This window comes from Shimia sp. (assembly GCF_049116215.1).
GTDB lineage: Bacteria > Pseudomonadota > Alphaproteobacteria > Rhodobacterales > Rhodobacteraceae > Shimia.
Map to the genome: position 1 here is coordinate 150112 of NZ_JAGDZB010000001.1, position 23195 is coordinate 173306.

The 23195-nt window shown below is 54.2% G+C and carries 22 protein-coding genes and 1 tRNA gene; 12 read left to right on the plus strand and 11 right to left on the minus strand.

The features are described 5' to 3' along the window. The first annotated feature begins 12 nt into the window (after positions 1-12). Both JXR15_RS00715 and JXR15_RS00720 read left to right on the plus strand, forming a co-directional pair. On the plus strand, positions 13-1116 hold the full coding sequence (locus tag JXR15_RS00715) for a pyridoxal phosphate-dependent aminotransferase (protein WP_422051355.1): 1104 nt from the start codon (positions 13-15) through the stop codon (positions 1114-1116). A 90-nt stretch (positions 1117-1206) separates the two neighbouring features. Next, positions 1207-1392: a hypothetical protein gene (locus JXR15_RS00720; RefSeq protein WP_422051356.1), complete on the plus strand. Its 186-nt coding sequence runs from the start codon at positions 1207-1209 to the stop codon at positions 1390-1392. Here the strand turns inward: JXR15_RS00720 and JXR15_RS00725 are convergent. Continuing rightward, the gene (locus JXR15_RS00725) at positions 1389-2585 is read right to left on the minus strand and encodes a pyridoxal-phosphate-dependent aminotransferase family protein (protein ID WP_422051357.1); all 1197 of its coding nucleotides are present in this window, start codon (positions 2583-2585) and stop codon (positions 1389-1391) included. The genes JXR15_RS00720 and JXR15_RS00725 overlap by 4 nt on opposite strands. 157 nt (positions 2586-2742) lie before the next feature. On the opposite strand from JXR15_RS00725, the gene JXR15_RS00730 reads away from it, so the two are divergent. Beyond that, positions 2743-4617, plus strand: coding sequence for an ABC transporter ATP-binding protein (locus tag JXR15_RS00730; protein ID WP_422051358.1), 1875 nt, complete (start codon positions 2743-2745; stop codon positions 4615-4617). A 5-nt stretch (positions 4618-4622) separates the two neighbouring features. Here the strand turns inward: JXR15_RS00730 and JXR15_RS00735 are convergent, their stop codons facing one another. Continuing rightward, on the minus strand, positions 4623-5309 hold the full coding sequence (locus JXR15_RS00735) for a TIGR04283 family arsenosugar biosynthesis glycosyltransferase (protein WP_422051359.1): 687 nt from the start codon (positions 5307-5309) through the stop codon (positions 4623-4625). Between the two features lie 73 nt (positions 5310-5382). On the opposite strand from JXR15_RS00735, the gene JXR15_RS00740 reads away from it, so the two are divergent. Next, entirely contained in the window at positions 5383-6126 is a 744-nt protein-coding gene (locus JXR15_RS00740) for a YgfZ/GcvT domain-containing protein (RefSeq protein ID WP_422051360.1), read from the plus strand. On the opposite strand, the gene JXR15_RS00745 is transcribed toward JXR15_RS00740, so the two are convergent. Both JXR15_RS00745 and efp read right to left on the minus strand, forming a co-directional pair. Then, a complete protein-coding gene (locus JXR15_RS00745) occupies positions 6127-6597 on the minus strand; it encodes a GNAT family N-acetyltransferase (RefSeq protein ID WP_422051361.1) in 471 nt (156 codons plus the stop codon). It lies immediately after the preceding gene. Positions 6598-6680: 83 nt separating this feature from the next. Next, entirely contained in the window at positions 6681-7244 is a 564-nt protein-coding gene (gene efp / locus JXR15_RS00750) for an elongation factor P (protein WP_299424133.1), read from the minus strand. Between the two features lie 219 nt (positions 7245-7463). On the opposite strand from efp, the gene JXR15_RS00755 reads away from it, so the two are divergent. Then, on the plus strand, positions 7464-7784 hold the full coding sequence (locus JXR15_RS00755; RefSeq protein WP_209065235.1) for a DUF6280 family protein: 321 nt from the start codon (positions 7464-7466) through the stop codon (positions 7782-7784). Positions 7785-7874: 90 nt separating this feature from the next. On the opposite strand, the gene JXR15_RS00760 is transcribed toward JXR15_RS00755, so the two are convergent. From JXR15_RS00760 to JXR15_RS00770, 3 genes are all read right to left on the minus strand, one after another. Then, the gene (locus tag JXR15_RS00760; RefSeq protein ID WP_422051362.1) at positions 7875-8801 is read right to left on the minus strand and encodes a hypothetical protein; all 927 of its coding nucleotides are present in this window, start codon (positions 8799-8801) and stop codon (positions 7875-7877) included. Positions 8802-8873: 72 nt separating this feature from the next. After that, positions 8874-10286, minus strand: coding sequence for a TolC family outer membrane protein (locus JXR15_RS00765; RefSeq protein ID WP_422051363.1), 1413 nt, complete (start codon positions 10284-10286; stop codon positions 8874-8876). A 42-nt stretch (positions 10287-10328) separates the two neighbouring features. Beyond that, complete coding sequence (locus JXR15_RS00770; RefSeq protein ID WP_422051364.1) at positions 10329-10982, minus strand: protein-L-isoaspartate O-methyltransferase family protein; 654 nt, start codon at positions 10980-10982, stop codon at positions 10329-10331. A 260-nt stretch (positions 10983-11242) separates the two neighbouring features. Between JXR15_RS00770 and JXR15_RS00775 the strand changes: the two genes are divergently transcribed. After that, positions 11243-11316, plus strand: a tRNA-Cys gene (locus JXR15_RS00775). Positions 11317-11442: 126 nt separating this feature from the next. Then, the gene (locus JXR15_RS00780; protein ID WP_422052224.1) at positions 11443-12273 is read left to right on the plus strand and encodes a DUF3883 domain-containing protein; all 831 of its coding nucleotides are present in this window, start codon (positions 11443-11445) and stop codon (positions 12271-12273) included. A gap of 12 nt (positions 12274-12285) precedes the next feature. On the opposite strand, the gene JXR15_RS00785 is transcribed toward JXR15_RS00780, so the two are convergent. The 4 genes from JXR15_RS00785 to JXR15_RS00800 all read right to left on the minus strand — a co-directional run bounded on the left by JXR15_RS00785 (position 12286) and on the right by JXR15_RS00800 (position 16228). Beyond that, on the minus strand, positions 12286-13407 hold the full coding sequence (locus JXR15_RS00785) for a tyrosine-type recombinase/integrase (protein ID WP_422051365.1): 1122 nt from the start codon (positions 13405-13407) through the stop codon (positions 12286-12288). Positions 13408-13837: 430 nt separating this feature from the next. Continuing rightward, a complete protein-coding gene (locus JXR15_RS00790) occupies positions 13838-14302 on the minus strand; it encodes a hypothetical protein (protein ID WP_422051366.1) in 465 nt (154 codons plus the stop codon). Then, the gene (locus JXR15_RS00795) at positions 14292-14675 is read right to left on the minus strand and encodes a hypothetical protein (protein WP_422051367.1); all 384 of its coding nucleotides are present in this window, start codon (positions 14673-14675) and stop codon (positions 14292-14294) included. The genes JXR15_RS00790 and JXR15_RS00795 overlap by 11 nt, the downstream gene beginning before the upstream one ends. Before the next feature lie 128 nt (positions 14676-14803). Continuing rightward, entirely contained in the window at positions 14804-16228 is a 1425-nt protein-coding gene (locus JXR15_RS00800) for a hypothetical protein (RefSeq protein WP_422051369.1), read from the minus strand. A gap of 365 nt (positions 16229-16593) precedes the next feature. Here JXR15_RS00800 and JXR15_RS00805 point away from each other — a divergent pair, with 365 nt between their 5' ends. From JXR15_RS00805 to JXR15_RS00825, 5 genes are all read left to right on the plus strand, one after another. Beyond that, entirely contained in the window at positions 16594-17124 is a 531-nt protein-coding gene (locus JXR15_RS00805) for a hypothetical protein (RefSeq protein ID WP_422051370.1), read from the plus strand. A 489-nt stretch (positions 17125-17613) separates the two neighbouring features. Then, positions 17614-18981 (plus strand): plasmid recombination protein, encoded by a 1368-nt coding sequence (locus tag JXR15_RS00810; protein WP_422051372.1) that lies wholly within the window; start codon positions 17614-17616, stop codon positions 18979-18981. 670 nt (positions 18982-19651) lie between these two features. After that, on the plus strand, positions 19652-21097 hold the full coding sequence (locus tag JXR15_RS00815; protein WP_422051373.1) for a phage holin family protein: 1446 nt from the start codon (positions 19652-19654) through the stop codon (positions 21095-21097). A 62-nt stretch (positions 21098-21159) separates the two neighbouring features. After that, the gene (locus JXR15_RS00820) at positions 21160-21921 is read left to right on the plus strand and encodes a hypothetical protein (protein WP_422051374.1); all 762 of its coding nucleotides are present in this window, start codon (positions 21160-21162) and stop codon (positions 21919-21921) included. Next, positions 21921-23192 carry a hypothetical protein gene (locus JXR15_RS00825; RefSeq protein ID WP_422051375.1) on the plus strand — a complete coding sequence of 424 codons (1272 nt, stop codon included), beginning with the start codon at positions 21921-21923 and terminating at the stop codon, positions 23190-23192. Before JXR15_RS00820 ends, JXR15_RS00825 begins: the two co-directional genes overlap by 1 nt. The last annotated feature ends 3 nt before the right edge of the window (positions 23193-23195 follow it).

Here is a 23195-nt window from a genome sequence, read left to right on the forward strand (position 1 = left end):
CACTTTCCGCGCATGACCGGACCTCGCTATACCAAACTGGCTGAAAGCCTGCCCGCCACCGTTCCTTTTGTCGGCCCCGAAGCGCAAGAACGCACCACGGGCCACCCCTTTGCCGCCCGCATCGGTGCCAACGAAAACATCTTTGGCCCCTCGTCCAAAGCGATTGAAGCCATGCAAAAGGTCGCGGGTGACATCTGGATGTACGGCGATCCCGAAAGCTACGATCTGCGCCACTCTTTGGCCGCACATCACGGTATTGCGCCGGAAAACCTGGTTGTGGGCGAAGGCATCGACGGCTTGCTCGGTTACCTCGTACGCCTGTTGATTGGAGAAGGGGACGCAGTGGTCACGTCTGAAGGTGCCTACCCCACCTTCAATTACCACGTCGCGGGCTTTGGCGGCACACTGCACAAAGTGCCTTACCGCGATGACGCTGAAGACCTGGCCGCGCTCTTGAACAAAGCCGCGGAGGTCGACGCCAAACTGGTCTACTTCGCCAACCCAGACAACCCGATGGGCAGCTGGTGTTCGGGCGCAGACATCGTCGCCCAACTGGACAATATCCCGGACGGCTGTCTGCTTTTGCTGGATGAGGCCTACGTCGAACTCGCACCGGACGGCACAGCCCCTGAGATCGACATCACCGATCCTCGCGTGATCCGTATGCGCACCTTTTCAAAAGCTTACGGCATGGCCGGTGCCCGCGTGGGCTACGCTATGGGCGAGACGCAAAACATCCGGGCCTTTGAGAAAATCCGCAATCACTTTGGCATGAACCGCGCCGCGCAAGCTGGCGCACTGGCAGCGCTCGAAGACGCATCGTGGCTGTCAGAAACCTGCGCCAAGATCGAAGCCTCGCGTCAGTACATTGCAGCGGTGGCCGCCAAACACGGGCTCAAAGCGCTCCCCTCCGCCACCAACTTTGTGGCCATCGACTGCGGCAAAGACGGAGCTTACGCCAAAGCGGTTCTCGACGGTTTGGTGGCACGGGGCATCTTTGCCCGCATGCCCTTTGTAGCCCCGCAAAATCGCTGCATCCGCATCAGCTGCGCCCCAGAGTATGAAATCAACCTTCTGGACACAGCACTTGGCGAGGTTCTCGCGGAACTTTCTTAGAGCACGGCGCAGAACTCGCGCGCCATTCACGAAATTTTTTCCGTCTTGTGACACGAATCAGAGCTATCCTGCGTCTATGGAGAGCCTGTTATGTCGCGCCCTGTCCAACCTGTTGAAGATTTCACCACCACCTGCATGATCATGGGGTTTGTGAACCTGCTTTGGGTTTTTGTACTGGTGTTTCTGCTTTGGGGATTTCCCGCGGTGATCGTCTTGGCCGTGATTATGAACGCAGGCATCGACCGCCTGCGCTCCCATCTTAATAGCCAGGCTTAGACGTCTGCAATCACCCGCGCCGCCGCCTCAATGGCACCGGGACCGTGCGGAATGTCCAGAGCAATCAAGCCTGTCTGCACGGTTGCCAACAATCCCATAATCATCTGCGCATTTACATGCCCCATATGGCCAAAACGAAAAAAACCGTCACTGTGCGGATCATCCTCTGTGGCCATACCCAACCCAATGCCCAGCGTCACACCAGCCTGATCCTGACACCAACGCCGCAACCGTGTGCCATGCTCTTTGCCAATCCGCAAAGACGTCACCGCGCGGCTACGTTCCGCCGCCGCTGCAATGTTCAACTCCAAGGGGCCACCAACGCTCCACGCGTCACAAGCCGCCCAAATCGCTTTTGCCAAAACCTCATGGCGCTGCCAGACCTGTTCCAGACCTTCCTCAAGGATCATATCCAGCGCAACCCGCAGCCCATAAAGGTGATGCGTCGGCGCAGTGCCACAAAACAACTGATAGTACGCGTCGGGGTTGGCCCGAGGCACCCAATCCCAATAGCGGCTCACGCGGGGCATCTCGGCCCGTCGCGCAGCGGCCTTGTCATTGAAGAATACAAACGCCATGCCCGGCGGTACCATCAACCCTTTTTGGCTGGCCGCGATCATCACGTCGACACCCCAGGCATCCATTTCAAACCGGTCACAGCCAAGCGACGCAATGCAATCCACCATCAACAAAGCAGGGTGGCCGGTTGCATCAATTTCCGCGCGCAAAGCGGCGACGTCATTGCGCACCGAGGTGGAGGTATCCACATGCACAGCCAAAACTGCTTTGATACTGTGCGTTTTGTCCGCCGCCAGAGCCTCCGACACTTTTACAGGATCCAAAGGGGCACGGCGCCCAAAATCAAGCACCTGACATTCAGCACCCAATCCGGTCGCAACCTCGCGCCAGCCATGCCCAAAGGCCCCCGTAGCAGGCACCAAAACGCGGTCGCCTTCCGCAACCACATTGGCCAGCGAGGCTTCCCAAACGGCGTGTCCATTGCCGATATAGATGGCCACATCATGCTGAGTGCCGGCGATCTTTTTCAGATCCGGCAACAGCCCGTGTGTCATGTCAATCAACTCACCTTCATAGATGTTTGGCGCCGCGCGATGCATCGCCCGCAACACCGCGTCCGGCATCACCGATGGTCCCGGAATCGCCAGATAGGTTTGCCCCTGAGTGAGTTTCATGTTTGCCGCCTCCGTTGATCTTCTGGGCACCCTAGCTGGCTTTTGCGCAACGTCAATTGCCTGCCGCCCCCTGAAGCCCCCTGTTTTGGCTCTGGTTTTGCGGCTCCGTGACCTGTAAAGGTCAATTACAAATACAAGGTCGGAAAAGGCTGCAATCGTGACTGAAACAGACGTCCAACCCACCAAAGACAATGGCTATTTGCTGTCCTGGCTCTGGCGGAAGTATCTCCACCGTCACAAGTGGCTGCTGATTTTCTCATCCGTTCTTATGGCCATCGAAGGCTCCACGCTTGGCCTCATCGCCTGGATGATGGAACCGATGTTTGACACCGCCTTCTCAGCCGGCAGTGAAACCGCGCTCTGGGCCGTTGGTTTGGTTTTCGCGGGCATCTTTTTCACCCGCGGCGTCACCAGTATTGGCCATAAGGTCATGATGACCACCGCCGCCCAACGCACCTCTGCAGACCTGCGCATAGACCTGTTGGGCCGCATGATGCTGCAGGACAATGCCTTCCACCAAACCCACCCACCTGGGTACCTGATTCAGCGCACCCAATCCGATGTTGGCGCGATCAACGGCGTGTGGAGTTCATTTATCACCGGCGCAGGCCGCGACTTTATTTCGCTGATTGCCTTGTTGGGCGTGGCGCTCAGCGTAGATTGGCGTTGGACCATTGTCGCTTGCGTCGGCACGCCTCTGTTGATCCTCCCCTCTCTGGTGGCACAACGTTTCGTCCGCCGCCGCGCCCGCGAAGCCCGCGATCTTGGTGCAAAGATCGCCACGCAGCTAGACGAGACGTTTCACGGCATCATTCCAACCAAGCTTAACCTTCTGGAAAAATACCAAACAACCAAGTTTGGTTTCTTAACAAGGAAACTGGTGCGCGCAGAGGTGCGGGCAACGGCAGGCACATCCTCCATCGCGGCGATGGTGGATTTTACAGCCGGTCTCGGCTTTTTCTGTGTGCTGATTTACGGCGGTGGCGAGATTGTATCCGGTGAGAAATCCATTGGCCAATTCATGAGCTTCTTTACCTCTTTGGGCATGATGTTCGAGCCGCTGCGCCGCCTCGCTGGCCTCTCTGGCCGTTGGCAGGTAGCCGCCGCTGCAATCGAACGCCTCAAGGAACTCATTGAGGCCGAACCCACCATCAAGTCGCCCCCCAATTCTGTTGCAGCGCCGCAGGGCATCCCGGGCATCACGATGGACAAGGTCAACCTCTCTTATGGCGACGTCACGGTGCTCGATGGCGCCAGTTTTGTGGCTGAGCCCGGCAAAACAACCGCGATTGTAGGCGCATCTGGCGCAGGCAAATCAACGATATTTAACGTCCTCACCCGCTTGGTGGATCCACAAACCGGCACCACCCTCATCAACGATGTGAGCAATCTCGACATGAGTCTGCCCGACTTGCGCGGATTGTTTTCCGTGGTGTCACAAGAGGCCATGCTCTTTGATGACACGATCCGGGAAAACATCCTGCTGGATCAATCCAATGTCAGCGAAGACCGCTTGCAGGAGGTGCTCAAGGCCGCCCATGTCTCGGATTTCCTGCCCAAACTGGCGGATGGTCTGGACACCCAAGTCGGCCCGCGCGGCACCAATTTGTCTGGTGGTCAACGACAACGCGTCGTGATTGCCCGCGCCCTGTTGCGTGACACCCCGATCCTGCTGCTGGACGAAGCCACCTCCGCACTGGACACACGGTCTGAAACCGTTGTGCAAGCGGCATTGGACAAGCTGTCCACCGGGCGCACAACTTTGGTGATTGCCCACCGGCTCTCAACGGTGCGGGATGCCGACAAAATCCTGGTCATGGACAAAGGACAGGTTGTGGATGAAGGCACCCACGAAGAGCTGCTAGCGAAAGGCGGCATCTACGCGGACCTCTACGAGCTGCAATTCAAAACCAAAGGTGAGACTGCAGAAGCCCGGGCCTTGAAACCGGCTGAAGGCCTCAACGCCGCTCTTCCCCAACCCAAGCGGTCGCTGGTCGCCCGTCTGTTTGGTCGTCTGGCCGGACGCGAATAAGCCATTTACTGGCGCCGGTACGCCGCCGCCAGTTTATCCGGGGACACGCCGCACAGATATCGGGCTAACGTCCAAAGGTTGCGCCCACCTCGGCGCAACCAACCCTGGGCCTGGTACTTGCGCGGACTGGTGGTAACCTGCCCGGGAAGCCGCTGTAACCGCGCGCGGCCAAGCGCCTGCGCCATCGCCACGTCCTCCATCAACGGAATATTGGGGAAACCACCCAGATCCTCATAGAGACCTCGTGAAATCAAAAGCGCCTGATCGCCATACGGCAATCCAAAAAACCGACTTCGCAGGTTGGCCCAGCCCGCCACAAACATGCCAGCAAGCTGGCCTTTGTCAAACGACAAGCCAAAGTATCCGGCACGTTCGTTCTGCGCCAAATGTGCCTCAACTGATGCATTCCAACCTTCCGGCAAAACCGTATCGGCATGCACAAACAGCAGCCACTCACCCTGCGCTTTCGCAGCCCCTGCCCGCATCTGCCCACCACGAGACGGCGCACAAGGCACAACCTCAGCCCCAGCCTCCTCGGCAATCTGCAACGTGGCATCCTCGGAACCACCATCGGCGACGATCAACTCCCGGATCACGCCCGCCGAGACACCTTCGAACAACGCGCCTAAACAGGTCGGCAACCCGGCCTCTTCATTCAGTGTCGGGATGATGACACTCACGGGTGCACGCATTTCTTACTCCAGCCCTGTTGCACGGCGACATTGCTTCTATATGACAGAGAAGCGCAAGAACAGGAGCAGCGACATGTCCACCTCAGATCGCAGCATTTTTCGCCTCACCGGCGATGACACAGAGAGCTTTTTGCAAGGTCTCATCACCAATGACATGACCCATCTTACCGATGGGTTGCTCTACGCGGCCATCCTGACACCGCAAGGCAAATATCTCGCCGACTTCTTTCTGAAGCGCGATGACGATGCGGTCCTATTGGATGCTGACGCCGAACAGGCCCCCGCCCTTCTGCAACGCTTGACCATGTATAAACTGCGCGCCGACGTCACCATCGAGAAGACCAACCTACAGGTGCACCGTGGTCTTGGTGATGCGCCGGAGGACGGTGCCCCTGATCCACGCACGCCAAATCTTGGCTGGCGGGCTTATCGCGGCTCTACACAAATAGACGACTCTGTTGACTGGACCGCGCTCTACGTCACAAACCAAGTGCCCAACGCGGGTTTGGAACTGGACCAAAACAGCTTCATTCTCGAAATGGGTTTTGAGCGCCTCAACGGCGTTGATTTCAAAAAAGGCTGTTACGTCGGTCAAGAAGTCACCGCCCGCATGAAGCACAAGACCGAGTTGCGCAAAGGCCTTGCCCTTGTTGGTATCGACGGTGACGCGGCTTTTGGCACGCCAATTCAGGCTAACGACAAAGCCGTCGGCACCTTGCTCAGCCGCGCTGGCGACAAAGCTCTGGCATACCTACGCTATGACCGCGCAAGCGCAGACATGACCGCCGGCGACGCCAAAATCAGCTACCCAACCTGATCAGCCAAGAGCTTTGCGATAGCGCAGCCCCAGTACCTCCGCGCCCTGCCCACGCATGAGGTTTTGGGAATGGGTGTTGAAGCCATGCACCATCGACTTCCATTCATGGAAGTCGTTCTCGTGCATCCACGCCTCCAGAGCGGCGATCAACGCCTTGCCAATTTCCTGCCCTCGGCAAACCTCATCGACACATATTTGATCCAGTTCCACATGACGGGCCGGATGCAGAAACGGCGACGCCCCCCGCACCACAGGCACTGCCAGCAAGAATCCGGTCACCGCACCATCAGGCGTCTCGGCAACAAACACCTGCGCGCCTTCTTCCAGCCTCTGCGTGAAAAACCCCATCACCTCCTCCGGCGAGGCATCACCGCGGTATTGCTCTGGATGCGCCTGTTCATGTAACGCGTTCACCTGCGCTGACAGCGGCAACAGCTTCTCAACCTCGTCCGCTCTCAAAAATCTGATCATAAAAAAAACCTCCAGTGGTTTCACCGGAGGTTTTTCAATCTGGCCCCCGGCAGGTTGCGCGGGGATATATGTCCGGACGCAACTTATGCGCGTTCGGAATATTCCATGGTCTCGGTGTTCACGACGATGCTCTCATCCTGGCCCACAAACGGTGGCACCATGACTTTTACACCATTGTCCAGGATCGCCGGCTTGAACGAGTTGGCCGCTGTTTGGCCTTTCACCACCGGCTCTGTCTCAACAACTTTGCAGATCACTTTCTGTGGCAACTTGGCGTTCAGCGCTTCAGATTCGTGAAATTCTGCCACGATGGTCATTCCATCCTGCAAGAAAGGACGGCGGTCGCCCAGCAATTCCGCAGAGATTTGGTTCTGCTCATAGGTCTCGGTGTCCATGAAGATCAACATACCATCGTCCTCATAGAGGAACTGCTGGTCTTTCTGCTCCAGGCGCACACGCTCAACTTTGTCCGCGGAGCGGAAGCGTTCGTTGAGCTTGGACCCATTGCGCAGATTTTTCATTTCGACCTGCGCAAATGCGCCGCCTTTACCGGGCTTTACGTGGTCCACTTTCACCGCGGCCCAAAGACCACCATTGTGCTCCAGCACGTTTCCGGGGCGAATTTCGTTACCGTTGATCTTGGGCATATTAAGAAAACCTAAGCAAAAAAGGTTGATCGGAGAGTTTAGCCTCCTATATCTGCCCAGTCGGCAGCTGGCAAGACAGCCTGTCGCGGGAAAAATCCACAGAATGCTATGCAAATTCCGCATAGAAGCTATGCATCTGCGGACTATCCGAATCGGCTTGGATACGTCATAAGGAGCGCCACGCCGGAAATACAAGAGCAATAACACAAGGACGACTCGATGACCGATTTCGTTGATGCAGCGGCATACAACAATGAACAAGGCAACCGTGCCCGCAAGTTGTTCGCAGCTGTGGTGCTCGCGGCCTTGGATGATGCCATTGCAGATGACAAGAAATACGGCAACGGTCCGGAACAGATCGCCCGTTGGGCGCGGTCCCGTGACGGTCGCGAAGTGCTGTCCTGCGCAGGGATTGACCCCAATGAACGTGTGGTCGAAGGCCTGATGGAATTTGTTGGCAAAGGTGTCCGTACCTCTGTTGCGCTGTCGCGCGAAGAGAGCGAGCGCCGCAATGCCGCTGCGCAGGCCGAAGCCGCCTAAGTCTAGTCTGCAAGTTGCCTAACAAAAAGCGCGCCCAATTGGGCGCGTTTTTTGTTGTCTTAAACTCTGTTTGAGCGCGGCCGCGTTAACCTATCCGAGGTCATGCGCTGCCAATGCGCGGTGAATTTCGCGCCTTACCAGCTTGCGCACATTGCGGGTGATCCGCTCCCCCAACGCGCCCTGCAGCTCCTGGCGCACAATGTCGGCCACCATTTCACGCAGCATTGCTTCGTCAATTTCCGCCGCGTCTTCCATGGCATCAGACAGCGCCTCCGCATCGACGACTTCACCGGCGTTTGCTATCTCATCTGGCATAATTGTGCGTAACTCATCCATCACCGCATCTGCCATATCGGGCGTCGCATCCACATCGGCCTCATAGGTGACCTCATCGGTGGCGGTTGCATCCCGAAACTGATGGATCCGAGCTTCCAACACCTGCTTGAAATCAAACGGCTGCTCTTCATCCATCGCCTCTTCCGGCGCGGAAACGCTCACCGCTTCAAAAGCCAAAGGCGCCTCATCTTCAGACGCAGTCGCGTCATCCTCAGAGGCCACCTCCACCATCACATCATCCTGCGCGGCTTCAATAACGTCTGGCGTATCCCCTTTAGCTTCAAAAGAAACTTCGTCTTGATCCACTTCAGAAACATCCATGGCTTCAGGCTCAACCTGCTCCTCGGAAATCTCGACAGTGTCAATCGGATCATTCTCGACACCGTCCAAAGCACCGGTCTCGTCGCTGGCTTCCGGCAACTCCAACGCGCCTTCATCAGCCTCAGCTTCAGGCGCATCCCCAACCCGCAGCGCAGGAGTCAGCACCAAGGCCAACGGCGCCTCCGACACAGGAGATTCTTCTTCCTCAATTGCGTTGTGAGCCGAAGACGTATCAAAGGCGACCGGACGTGCCGGTGCCTCGTCTTTTTCCGCATCCGGCAATGGCCGATTCTCCGACACAAGCCGCCGAATGGACGTCAAAACATCTTCGATTTCCGTGTTGGTCACTGGATCGGACATAGAAATTCACCACTCTTACCTCAACAAGAGTGTAGCCTCTGCCGCTAAGCCACACAACAGATAGGAAAAATGTTATTCTTTCCCAATTGCTTTAAGCACACGGTCTAATTTTTTACCTTGTTCGGACCGCAGCGCCGGGGCGTTTTTCACCATGTTAAAATAGGCTTCCGGATCGTACCGCTCCACCCGCAGGTTGAGGTGATCCACCGTCAACAACCCCATGGACGAAAGAACAGCGTAAGCCGCCACAATCTGCACCGCCTGCGCATCAATGCGATCGGCTTCCGCGTCCAGCAAATCTTGCTCAGCGGTCAGAACATCCAATGTGGTCCGCGCGCCCAATTTGGCTTCTTCACGCACACCCTCAAAGGCAATCCGCGATGCCTCCACTTGCCGCGCGCTGGCTTGAATTTGTGCACCGGCCGCTATCAAACGCGCCCAGGCTGTACCGGCGTTCTGGCGAATGTTGTGGCGCACCACATGCAAGTTCGCGCGTTCCGCATCCCGACGTGCCATCGACTGACGCAGCAGCGCTGACAGGCGGCCACCTTGGTAGATTGGCCCGCCCAGCTCGACACCCACACGGGCGGAGTCAGAGAAGGCCGAGGAATCAAAATCGCGCCGCGCACCGATGTTGGTCTTCAGGGTCACCGTTGGCCCCATCGCCGCCCGCGCCCGCTCCACATTGATTTCAGACGCCGAAATCTGGTACTGCGCCTGCAACATCTGCGGGTGTGACCGTACTGCGACGGTTTTCGCCTGATCCAGCGAGCCGGCCGCTTTTGGCAGGCTGCGTGGCGTCACAAGATTGCCCGGACGTTCGCCAACGGCCGCTGCATAAAATTCTTTACTGGCGTCCAAATCGCCACGTGCCGCAGCCAATTGCGCCCGGGCACCAGCCAGTCGGGCTTCGGCCAGAGCCACGTCGGTCCGGGTCACTTCGCCCACTTCAAACCGATCCTGTGCCGCCTGCAATTCTCGCTCAAGCAGACGCAGGTTGTTTTGACGCAGCTTGACCAGCTCATCGTCGGCCACAACATCCATAAACGCCTGCACGGCGTTAAACAGCACTGATTGCTCCACAGACACCAGCGCCTGGCGGGTTGCCAAAACGGATTCCTTTGCAGCCTCAACCGCCAGCTTGGAGTTGCCGTTGTCAAACAGCAGGAGATCCGCCGAAACACCAATATTGGCATAAGGCGTCCAACCAACGGAGGAGGTTACCGACCCCGCACCGTTCCGGCCATAGTCGTAGTTGACGTTGCCAAACCAGTTGATGATCGGGCGCAATAAGGCTTGCGTGATCGCAACATCTTCGTCAGCAGCGCGCAACAGCGCCCGATTTTGTTCGAGCAAACCGCTGTGCTCATACGCGGTTGCCAAAGCGTCTGAGAGCGTCTGGCCTTGCGCCGCGCTCATAGACACCACTGAAACGGTCAATGCCAGCGCACCGCGCCGGACTGCATTTTGTACCTTCTGGAACATGGCTGCTGCCTCCTGCGTATCGTGGCCTGCTTGTTGTCGGCCTTATAATTGAAATGCACGGTCTTTTTCAAAACCAGGCATCACGGGCGCCCCTGCGTTAAAAGCAAAGGTCCAGTTGATGTCACCATCAAGTTTATAGCCGATGCGCACAACCCCCAAAGCGCCTTCCACAAACAGAGCAGCAATTCGGCCACCCTCTTTGAGTTGCGCCAAAAGCCCGTCTGGCAGCGTCTCAACGCCCCCCTGCAACAGGATCACATCATATGGACCATGTTCAGCAGCGCCAGCCACCAACGCGCCCTGATGCACCACGGCATTGTCCGCGCCCTGTTCGGTCAGGGCGGCTTGCGCCTCAGAAGCTCTTGCTTCGTCATCTTCCACCGCAATCACAGCTTCCGCCATGCGCGCAATGACGGCTGAGGAATAGCCAAGGCCGGCGCCAACATCGAGCACCAGCTCATCATTTTGAATATCCAGCGCATCCAGCATCTTGGCCAGAGTGCGCGCATCCAGAACCACGCGCCCCTTTTCCAGCGAGACACAGGTGTCCACATACGCCGCGTCGCGTTGGCTGTTGGGCACAAAGGCCTCGCGCGGCACGTTCAACATCGCCTCAATGACAGTAAACTTGGTCACGTCTGACGGGCGGATCTGCGTGTCAACCATAGTGGTGCGGAGGGTGGCATAGTCGGTCATCGATTTCTCATGTGCTCAGACTCGTGTTGCGTTCTCTTGCCACAACCGCGCGTTCTCAGCAACGGTAAGCGCTTGTCTTTTCCCCAAATGTGACAACTCTGCGCGCCTTATCAAGCCCCTGCCCCGCAGAAGCTACATGCCAGCCGATACGTAACCGATGCGCAGCTTCACAAAATGTCGTCAAAAAGGGGCTTGCACCTTCCCAAGATTCATACCATTTATGCGCCCACTCTGGAGCATCGCTTCAGAGCACCACGGATGGCGAGTTGGCGGAGTGGTGACGCAGCGGATTGCAAATCCGTGTACACCGGTTCGATTCCGGTACTCGCCTCCAAATCTTTTCAATAACTTATGGCTGATTTCGCTCCTTCGAAGAGCGTAGTTTACAGGTTAGTTTACACACCAGTCCGCAAATCTTCATGTGCGTGACAACCTCTTTCAGTTGGCATACCGTCTCGCTATGGATGGAGAAGAATGGTCAGACAAAGAAAACAACGCCATTGTGGCAGACTATTTTTCCATGCTTTCCGATGAGTTGGCGGGCAATAGATACAACAAGGCGGCGCACAATCGGACTTTGCAGGCATTAATTGGTCGATCCAAAGGATCAATTGAATTTAAGCACCAAAACATCTCCGCAGTGCTCAAGGGCCTGGGTGAAGCCTGGATCACTGGGTATAAACCCGCCTTCAACTTTCAAATGTCCCTGGTAGACGCCGTCGCTCGCCATCTAAATCAGAGCGGAGGATGGATTGCCGCAAAACCTACCCCTCCTATAGGAGCATCAGACTCCTCTGATGCCATCTGGGTAGGCACACCACCAACAATGCAAAACACGCCTCCTCCAAATGAATTGCAGCAAATGCAGGCCATGGCTCGAAAATTTGATGTGGCTGGACGGGATGAGAGAAACAGATCGCTTGGCAAAGCTGGTGAAGAACGCGTTCTGCGCCATGAACGAGCCATTCTTTCCGGCGCTGGCAGGCACGACCTCGCCAAAAAGGTGCGCTGGGTCAGCCACGAAGATGGCGATGGCGCAGGATATGATATCCTGAGTTTTACGCCGCAAGGAAACAATCGTCTGATCGAGGTTAAAACGACCAACGGCTGGGAACGGACCCCATTTCACATCTCCAGGAATGAACTGGCGGTCGCCGAAGCTAATCGAGACGGCTGGACCCTATTTAGGCTTTGGAATTTCTCGCGGAAACCACGAGCCTTTGAACTGAGACCTCCCCTGAATGCTCATGTCGACCTGACCGCCACAAGCTTCCAAGCGAGCTTTCATTAAATGGGCGCAATATCAGCCAGCGATCCCAGACGCCTTTCTTGCTGCCGCAAGCTTTAAGAGAACCTCGTCAGATTTTTCTGGCACCAACGCCACATACTTTTCGATGATGTTGGACGCATGTCTAAGCCCCCACCCCATGGTGACAGCAATTTCTTCCAGTGAGCATCCTGCACGCAAAAGCTCTGTGGCAGCCGTTCCACGCATATCGTAAAGGTGAAGTTCGTCCCGAATAGAGAACTTGCTCGGGTCGCCTTTCGCCTGCTCATTTACGCGGCTTCGAAGGTCACGCACTATGTTGGATGCTCGCTCCGGCTGCAATCTGTGGCCTTCCAAAGAAACGACGAGATACTCTTGGCGGCTGGGCGTTGTATCAATTAGTTCTGCCAGCGCAGGGGTCACAGGTATTGCTACTGGGTTGCCCGTCTTAGTCCTTTTGAAAAACAGGCGACGGCCCTTAGGTGTCTTTTGAACGTGTTCGCGCTTCAAAAGACCAATATCCTGTGGGGTGAGCCCGCCCTCGGAGGCGGCAATAACAATTCGCGCTTCGCGGTCGTTGGCGACGCTCTTTAGGGCATGAATTTCTTCTGGCAACCAAACCAAATGTGCTCGCTTGGATTTGTAGAGGCGCGCGATATCCACGTGAAAATGCGTTGTGATCGACGCATCTTCTGATTTAGCCCAGTTAAGCAATCTCGTTACGACACTGGTGGCGTAGTCGTATTGGCGTGGCGAATGCGACCATTGATCTTTCCAACCGCGGATCTCGGACAAGGACTCTTTTTCTTCAAAGAGTTTGATCGGGTCAGGTCCAAACTCCTCATCAAATGAGTTCAAAAACTTAATGTAATCTTTCTTGGTTCGTGGAGCGAGGTTCTGGAAGTGGATCGAGTTCTTGTAGCGCCGGATAACCGAAGATGTGCCCCCCCTGCCTTCCGGCGCACCAGATCCCTTTGTTTGGCATGCCTTCGATTTTGAAATATAGGCGTCGAGATACTCAGGCGAGCCGACTTTGATCCCGGAAGCACTGTTCCAGAACTGGGGGCCGCCTCGGAAAACATAGTGATATGTCCGAACTTCTCCGTTTGCGAGTTTCTTCTTTGGACGGTGAATTCCAACCAATTTAACGTGCGGCACGACGAGCTCTCCTTTGCTCTACCAGGCTCTGCGGTTCATCGGAGGGCACAATGTTGTTAACTTGTGGTTCCTGAAGGCCCTGCATTTGATCTAATCGAAGGCGGACCAGCTTTGGATCAAAATGGGATCGGCGACCTGGCACTGGTGTGATCCCATACTCGTTGCACCATTTCCGAAATCCCTCGCACACGCCCGAGTAACCGACCGCGATCGCAAGTTCGCGGCTTGATACGAAGCTAATTGATGCCAAAATCTGCTCGTTTCCTTGGTGAAGTGCTGAACTCATTGCCGACCTCTTTGTCGTTCCGTTTTTCTTTCTAAGAAGAACGTGAGTCCAAAAAAAATCTCGCCATGAGATTTTTTTGACTTTTTTATAGAGCGCTGATTTGGTTGAATTAATTTCGATTCAAACCAGCGCTCCGAGTGGCAATTAGTTTGTGACGGTGCCGAGTTTTTCTTTCACTCGGTCCCATTCCTGCCAGTCAAAAATCAACGCCCAGCAGGCGCGCCACTGCGCCGCGAGTTGGATGAGTTGCCGTTGTTCAAGATCATCAAAATCTGCGACCTCAACGTGTCCGGCCAATGCGCGCTCGCCGAGCTTGTTTTCGAACTGGTTGAGCGCCTTAATGATTGCCGCTCCCATTTCGATAAATCGATCCTCAGTGTTCGGCTGAAGCTCAAATTCTTCCTCCGAATTCGTCGCAAGGGTTTCCAGCATCTCCCGCGTTTTTTGGGAGATCTCCAAGTCAGCGACGCGCCACAAAATCCCGAGAGCTGCACAAGCGCCCTCGGCCGTCTCCTGGCACGAGGCAATTTTGTTGGTGAGAAACTTCTCAAGATTGGCGGCGCATGTGACGCACAGCAAAAGTTCCGGGTTCTTGTCCTCAGACTGCATAGGGCACCTCCTGAGCTTCCATTTCCATGCCAGAGGCCTGAGCCACAGCCGTCATACGGTCGGCGAGTTGATCCGCCAGCAGACAGATTTCTTCAATGTATGGCTCGGCTGGATCGATAACGGCGAAGTAGGCGGACTCTGGGCGGTCAAAATCATGCACGTATTCCAAGGTTAGGAGTTCGTGCAGACGAACCAGTCCGATTTGGTCGCGGCGGGTCAGCTCTGGTTTGGAGCAGATGTCAGCGATCAGGCTCTTGGTCGCACTGAGGGCTGGTCGGCCTCCAAGCAACAGAGATGCATTTTGCAGCCCCTCAAAATTGTCCCACAAGAAGGTCTGCAGATCAGCGTGTGAACTATTGATAATGTCGAACATATTGTTCTCCCATTGCAGATGCCTGGCGCACCGCGCGCCGGCTCAAGAGACCGTCTGGTCAGCTGGTCGAGGTCACGTGGTTCACGCACGCGCCTGCCGTCTTGCTTGCATATGATTTCCTTTGTGGATCAGGCTTTTGTCTGTCTGGCGCCCTCGCATAGAGGGGTGCCAGACAGACAAAGCGCGATATTCCTACCCTCCCCAAAATTGGGATCAGTGCCCTGATCCCCGTGGTGCCCCTGTAGTCGAAGACACACCTGTCTCACGCTTTTTGAGTGCCTTGGGAGTTTGTTCTGCTTCTTTCGCCGATAGTAGGTTGCGCGGCTAATCCCCAACGCTTCCCATGGCTTCTCCTGGCTTGAGGAGTTCGCGGCCAGATAGTCTTCGCGCGCAACAACGCCTTTGGAACGACGATTGGCTGTTCGTTGCTTGCTTCTGCCGGCGGTCCTCAATTTCTCTGACATAACCTGCTTGAGACCAAGGTCACGCGCCAGATCGTCAGAAACTCCCAGCATCGCTGCGATTGTGCTGCCTCTGAAGTAATACCGCTTGTCCGGATGCAGTGTCTTGGCTTGCGCCTGCGTTTGTATAGCTGCGACCTCTTGATGCGGTAGATCTGGCGTTGCCTGGCGCGCAGTCTCTGCAATCTGTCCTTCGATATCGACCACGTCATGCAAATGGGTCAGGCAGGTCGCATAGAGGTGTAGCCAGGTGTTGCGCATGCCTTCAGGGATACGGTCACCGAAGTGACCTCTAATCGCTTCCAGATCGCTCAGGATCAGGGCAAACCGCGCCGCAGGCGATAGTCCGACAGGCATTTCTCTCCCATTTGGATTGGAGGTTTGATTGCCTGTCTTCCCCAGTCTTCGGCAATTGAATTCCTCTCGCGTAGGTCGGCCAACAGATCGGAATATCGCATCGCTTAGCGCATCGAAGCAAAAGCGTTCAGAAGAGCCCAACAGTGCCGCGACTTCCGTATTTGACTTTTCATTGAGGGAACCTGGCAAGCGGAAGACCCGCGCTTCATCCGAACAGCATTTGTCTGCTCCAAAGGGGGCGCAGAGCCTGAGTAGAGCCTGCATCGCAGCCTTCCATCTGGAACGGCCCCCGGGAGGGAGGCTGTCGATCAACCAAATTGCAGAAAGACCACGCCCGCTGTTCAGAAACAGGTTGGGTGCAGGAACCGATTTGCGGGAGAGATGGCTCAGGAAAGCCGCGCGCACCTCTGAACAGTTCATCCGCCTCAGTTTTTCAATGTTATAGAAGTCGAGATCCACATAGAGCGCGTTCAAAGCAGCGACTTTGTTGTTTCCTCTGCTGCCATGGAAGCGGTTCAAGGACAGGTAGCTCGTTGCGTCTTGATAGACCGGCAGCATCGCAACCAGATGATCTAATTCAACGGTCTTACCTGATGTGTTGCCGTCGTGGCTTTTGACCAGTATTGACGGCAATCCGAAGCCATCTTGCGGATGCAAAAGGGAACAATAGGCTTCCGGTCGAAGGTGTGCGAATGCGTGTGTTTTGGCGGGGTGAGATTGGCTTGAATTTTCCATAGTCGGGAACTGAGTCCCGAGCGGAAATCACAAAGAAATTGGGCCAAATCGATGTTGCAGAGGCTGGCTCAGAGCCGTCGATCGTCTTCCAGCAATACCAAGCTGATCGAACGTTTGTTTGTGCTGCTGACTTACAAACAAACATACTTACTTACATACCTACAAACTTACTTACTGACCTACTTACATACGACACGCGGTTTCTTCGGACGACTTTGGCCAATTAGCTACTTCACGCTGTTTTTGATGGCTTATTCGTGGAGGTCATCGCGGTTTGATTGTGGCAAAGATTTTTGCTTCAAACCGCTTTGTTTGATCCGCAACGACAGCACGTCCTTCTTATAACTGGTTAGAAGGACGCCATCATGAGACCTCGTATTCACACAGAAGCAGAAATCATCGCAGCAGGCATGGAGCTGGGCGGCGATGATCCGTTCGCAGTATCTGCGAGCCAAATCCATAAGAAGCTTGAATGCCGCGGACGTTTGTCCATCGTGGCTAAAGTCTGGGACGCTCACCTGGAAGAGCTTGAGCACGCAGAAGCTGAAGAACAGCCAAACCTTTCGACAAAACTTGAAGAGCATATGTTGCAGGTGTTGGAGAGCACACGGGAAGGCATCAAGGGACTCTTGTTGGCGCAGCTGCAAACGCATTCAAACGAGATGCAATTGCAGTGTTCGGCTCAAAACCTTGTTCAAGAGCAACAAATGGCAGAGCTGGAAAAGCGCGATCGCGCAAAACAGGAGCAAGTCGAATATCTTGACGACCTGTGTGAAAAGCAAGCGGATCGGGTCGCAGAGTTGGAGAAGCAAGTGGAACAGCTTTCTGCGGAGATCCACGAACTGAAATCGTCTTCAGATTTGGAAATGACTGGTCGAAGTGCTTTGATGAACTGATAGATCCGACGCGATCGTCGGGCAAAGCAATCGGTTTGCATGGGGCAGGTGCATTTGCAGCTGCCCTTTCATTTTGGAGAAGGAGAGGCTCCAAAATCCCCGCCGGAGGTGCGCCAGAGGTCTCGCGGAGCGGCCTCCGGCAGGATCCCCCGACAGGGCGAACAGGCCATCGGCCGTGGAAAACTCTTGTGGAGGACGGCGCGACGCGCACCCGGACGCCAGAGTTTTCCATAGTGAGCCATCGAAAATTCTCGTGTCGAGATTTTGGATGACGGACTGCTCAAGCCACTCTCTAAAGATGGGGGCGCTCCGGCGATCTCGCACAAATTCCTTTTCATTTTCCATAAGGGAAAACTGGTGCGCACAGATTGCGCGGGCCGGGTCAAAAATTTTGAGTCGGTTTATCAGCCAAATTTTGCATAAGCAAAAATTTCCAAAGCAAGGCCCGTGATCGGGCCGGACTTCCTCCTTGTCATCGAGGAGGGAACCATGTCGGACGCGAAGAACCCGGTCACAGTCTTGGACATAAAACGAGCGACGCGCTCAGATCTCATTGCACTGTGGAAACACTGCACTCGAACGGGCGGGAAACTTGATCATGTGTTCCCTGATCAGACCAAAGCGAATGAATGGCTCATTGGAGGCGATGTCCCGTTTCCGAAAGCAGTCTCAACATACATTCATGCGCTCGGTGCGGGTTGCGATGCGCGCAATGTGAAGCCGGCAACTTGCCTTGTGATTGGTGCAAGTCCGGAGTTCTTTCGGCCAAGCTTTAACAGAGAAGATCCTGCGGGATTTGGGAAGTATGATCCCGATCGTTTGGAGGCTTGGAGACAAGCGACAAAAAAATGGCTGAAGGATACATTTGGCTCTGATTGCGTCGCCGCGCATCTTCACGCAGATGAGCGCACGATACATGCGCATGCTTTGATCGTTCCAACGGTAAAGAAGGCGCCAACACTGCCGAAGAACCGGCGCAGAGCCGAGACCGAAGAGGCTTATCAGCGACGAGTGACGAAGGCCCGGAAAAGAAAGCATGAGGAAGACGACGCGGCGTATCAAAAGCGTTTAAAGCGGATCAAGCCGAAGCGCGAAGCCGAGACTGAGGACGCGTTCCGAGCACGAGTGGCAGCGGCACGCAAGAAGTCGGAAAAACGGATTGTCAGCCATCACAAGCACCACCTGTTTGGGGATGGGCGAGGGTCATACGAAAAGGTCGTGGACAGCTATGCGGCGGCCGTGGAGCATTTGGGTATTGCGCGAGCGGAGCGAGGGGCCAAGGCGTCTCCCACGACCAAGGCGCAATGGGCGCGCGAACTTCTGGAAGATGCAAAGAAAGCCGATCTCAAGTGTCGGTCTATCGAAGCACAGGCGGTCAAAGAGCAGGAAAGTTTTGAATTTGGCACGCAGGCCGTTCTCGACGAAAAGCTTGTTTATCAGGAGGCAGATAAAACCAAAGAAAGACCGGACGGATTGGTATTTGGGTCCAACGCTCCACAGAGCCAAAAGGAGCGCTCAGAGATCAGAACGAAAGTCCAACCAGCCCGAGATCGCATCGTTGCGTTTGCGAAATTTGTGAAGCACATGGCGGTCAAACGGATCGGAGCCGTCGAGCAAGTGGCCATTGATGCGGTCAAGGCAGCCTCAGAGGCTCTGGCGACCGCGTCCAAGCTGATCAAGGTGAACCAAGAGCGTGCCAGGCAGCTCGACAATCTTGAAGCCTTTCAGCAGGCTGAGATCAATGAAGGGGAGTTGAATGATGCGGCGAGGAAGCTTTTGGCTGCGACAACTCCGGCACCCCAGAGGCCGCTACTGACGGCTATCGTTGAGGAAGTTCGAGTAGCTTCTCGGAATTGATCGGGTGTAAAGGATTTAGGAAATTTTGGGTAGGTTTGTGAACGAGTTGAAGAGGATGTGGCCTTTTTAGGCACGCGACGTTGAGATCTCCGCCAAATGTGGTGGGTTGCAAACGGCACTGATGGAAATCGTCGTTTCTTTTGGTCGGAAAGCTTATCCTTCGTCGAGCAACCAAAGATGCGCCTCATAGAATTTTGCGGCGCAAAGTCCCAAAAACAAACTGAGAAACAAAACTCCAAAGCCCAGAGGCAGGCTCATTTCAAAGATCTTGGGCGTCGCACACCCCAACAAAGAAGCCGTCGCCGCCAACGAAATGAAAACCGTTGGACATCGGTGCAAACCAACTTGCTCTGCCAATCTTCTGAAAAGCATTCTGATCCCAGTCCTTCGCAATGTTCCACTCCCAGAAACTTACTGTGAACGCCTGATCGTCCTATCAAGCCAGACGTGTTACTCACTCCGACTTTGACTCACAGTGGTTTCTGTTGCGTTAATCGCAGATCAAAGTGTCAACATTCGGGCTAATAGGTGTCTCACTTACAGTAGGTCCTGCCAAAGAGGATTGCTTTTGACAACTTTCAGGCGAAAATTGGAGCTAAATGCCATAGACCTTCCCGAAGCGGTATTTTACAAGTTAACGGGGGGCACTTTGGGCGAACGAATTTAACTAATGGGTGCGACATTGTTTAAAGCAATTGCGGATGTGTTTCGATCTGACGAATTCATCCAATCGTCAGCCGTCTTTCCAGAGATTGATAAAGACAGACTTCTTAAAGACTTAAATGTTGAAGAAGAAGGCACAAAACGAGGAAAGAACAATCAACCTGAAAAGACTTCTCAGTCACTGGACCACATTGAAATCAAACTGGTCGCAAGAGTGGATGACCTTAGGCGACGCGGGCTTGAGAACTTTGAAACAAACAGGCGGGTATACGCGGAGCGCCTCAACCGCGCCGTATCCGCCAAAAGCCTCGTAGAAACCGAGGCAAACGATTCCAAAGCAAAGTTCAACGAAGAAGTTACCAAGTGGAAATCTCGTATGGTGACTGCGCGCGAAGCAGTTCAAGAGTCCTTCGCTTGGCGAAAAGAATTCAGACGAGAAAACGGCCTGGTCAGACCGGCGCAAGAAACGGGCAGCCTCTATGCCCTATTCGCCATTGGCTTCATGATGGTTCTCGCCGAGTCCGTTTTCAACATGTATTTGTTTGCTCAAAAAAATACTTTGGGATTTCTGGGAGGTGCTTTCGCTGCTTTTCTTGTCTCTCTTGTGAATGTTTCTGTGTGCACCCTCCTTGGAATTTTCGCTCGTTATCTGAACTGCCGCGGGTTCAGAAACATAGTCAAAAAATTGTTTGGCCTGATCTCCGTATTGCTGTGGATTGCCTTCGCTCTTGTATACAATTTCGGTGTCGCGCACTTTCGTGATGCCGTTGAAAACATAGGTGATTGGCGCCAAGCTGGTATCGTCGCCATCGAGACCATCCAAAGTCATCCGATCCTTCTGCACACGATGGAATCCTACATTCTCCTTCTCTTGGGAATGATTATTTCGGTCATATCTTTTCTGAAGGGCTGTTATTTTTCTGATCCCTACCCCGGATATGCACGCGTTAACGACGACGTCGTCAATGCGCGAAACGACTACATCGACGATTTGGAGGACTCGATCGAAGATCTTGCAGAGCATCGTGATAATGCAGTGAACGGGCTTCGCGCGGCCAATGACGAAGTTCATCGCAACATCAATGACTCAATAGACGCTCTTTATGGGCAAAGAGCGCTTCACTCTAACCTCACGCCTTTCCTGGAACAGTGCAACATTGCGGCAAATTTTCTGCTCGCCACCTATCGAGATGCAAACAAAGCGGCTCGTGAGGAAGATGCTCCGGAATATTTCAACAAGGAATATAGCTTTGAGCCATTTGAAGTTCCTGATGAGGATCTCGAAAGGCGTGCAAATGCGGAACAGCAGACTAAGGAGGTAGCTGGTCTCGTGGACACATCCATTTCTGAAATTTTCCAAGTCTTCAAAAAAGCTGTGAATTCCCACTACGAGATTGACGAACTTGAAGGCACCTACATTGAGAAGCGTAAATCTCCGGGAGGGGGTGAGTGATGGCTCGTAGAAGAAGTCGCTCTCGGCGATCACGCCGCCGATCCAGGGGAACATCCAACTTCGTGTGGATACTCATAATCATTGCCTGTGTCGCTGTTGTATCTGCCGCCTCTTATGTTGCTATACAGGTAACTAAGTCCTCCAAAATCAATGACGCAACGCTGTGTAGGCAAACTGGGGCCATCAACACAACGGCCATCTTGCTGGACTTAACTGACCCCCTGAATGCAACGCAGCAAGCACGTCTCAAAACGATCCTCGCTGATGAGTTGCACAATACCCAGAGGGACACGATGATTACCTTGGGTGTCGTCAGCGAGGACGAGAGCCGCTGGGGAGCACGCTTCGCAAAATGCAAACCGGCAACCGGTGAGTATGCAAACAGTCTCTATGAAAATCCGGGTCTTATCGCTGAGCGATACCAGGAAGAATTCCTAAACCCGGTCAATGAAACGCTGGCGGCAATGTTAACTGGTGAGAAAGAAAACCAATCGCCCATCATGGAGGCGATGCAGTCTCTTATTGCTGAAACCCCTGAATTTACGCGCGTATCAGGTAGCAAGAAACTCATTGTCGTGTCCGACATGCTCCAGCACAGCGACACCTTGAGTTTTTATCGAAGACAAGGTTGGGATTTCTTTTCTGAAAATGTCGGAAGTCACAGACTTGCCGGTAATCTCTCTGCTGTCGATATTGAGATTTACCTCATTCCGAGATCTGGCCCCAAGATTCCTAAGAGACAGTTCGCCGAGGATTTCTGGGTCCGCTATTTTGATCGACAAGGCGCTCGCCCGCCAACCTCGCGCTCTTTGGGAGATCTCTGATGGCGAAAAGTAGATCCCGTATGCACGGCGTTGCTCCAAGAGAAGCCGGCGATCGCGTCGCATTTGTGATGGCTTTCTTTCTTGGTGTTTTTGGAGGAATCGCCCTTAAAGTTCTCGGCGTCCACCCTCTTTTCACCGCTCTTTATGCAGCAATTATTCTCTTTGGTTACGCTGTGGCAACTTGGGCCAATGGCCGCTTTCACATCGACCCAGAATCTATAGGCGATAACTGCTACTACTTAGGCTTTCTATTCACGTTGGCAAGCCTTTCGTTCACTCTCTACCAATTGGCAAGTTCGGAAAGTGGAGGCTCTCCGGTTGCCATTCCTGAAGTCATTTCCGGCTTTGGTGTTGCGCTTTCATCCACAATCGTCGGCGTGTTCTTACGAGTTTTGATGCTGCAGATGAGGCCAGATTTTGTAGCAAAGGATAGAGCTGTTCGTTCTGATCTAAACAGTGCCCTTGCCCGCTTCAGAAAAGACATGGCAGGTGCGCTTTCCCAGCTGAAATCCTTTTCAACTGAGTCCGTTCAAATGGCTGCAGAGCGCGATGAGCGCCTAAGAATATCCACTGAAAAGTTCGTCGAAGATTACCATGCATCTCTGGATGAAGCCGCAAACCTACTCTCCAAAAGGGTCACGAACTCCTTTGACCGACTGGATGCTGGCTTCGAAAAAATGCTCAAAGACATCGCTACTAAAACCGAACGAGAGTTTTCTACACTGGCGCAGAACAGCATTTCTACTGTCACTGAAAAGATCGAAAAACACGCTGCGGATGTCAGTGAAACTCTCGAAAGCCTCGTCACTGATTTGGCAAATCTTCGCATCCGTATCGAAGAGCAGGAAGCAGACGCTTTCGAGGTTGTTCAGCAAAAAAGAAGCTCGGTTATTTCCGCACAAGATGACCTCCTCGCAAGCTTAGAAGAAAGGCAGAAAGAACTTCTTGCCAGCTTCAAGTCCTTCATTTCTGATATGGATTTTCTCCGCTCTGATCAGATGGGAAAAGCTAATGAGGTGAGTGAAGCCGCGAGCCTCTACCGCACAAATCTGGAAGAATTGTCCAAGGCCACCAGACTAACTTCTGGAGAAATAAACGACAAACTTCTCCCTTCTATCTCAAAACTTGAAGACGGCCTCACCAAGGCCAGCAAAGAGTCCGTTGTTTTCCGACAGACCCCACTTCCCGAGAACCTTTCAGGCACAAAATCACCTGCCTTTGATGCTCGCATCATGCCCGGCCAGACAGCAATCCCAAACAAATCGAAGTGAGTT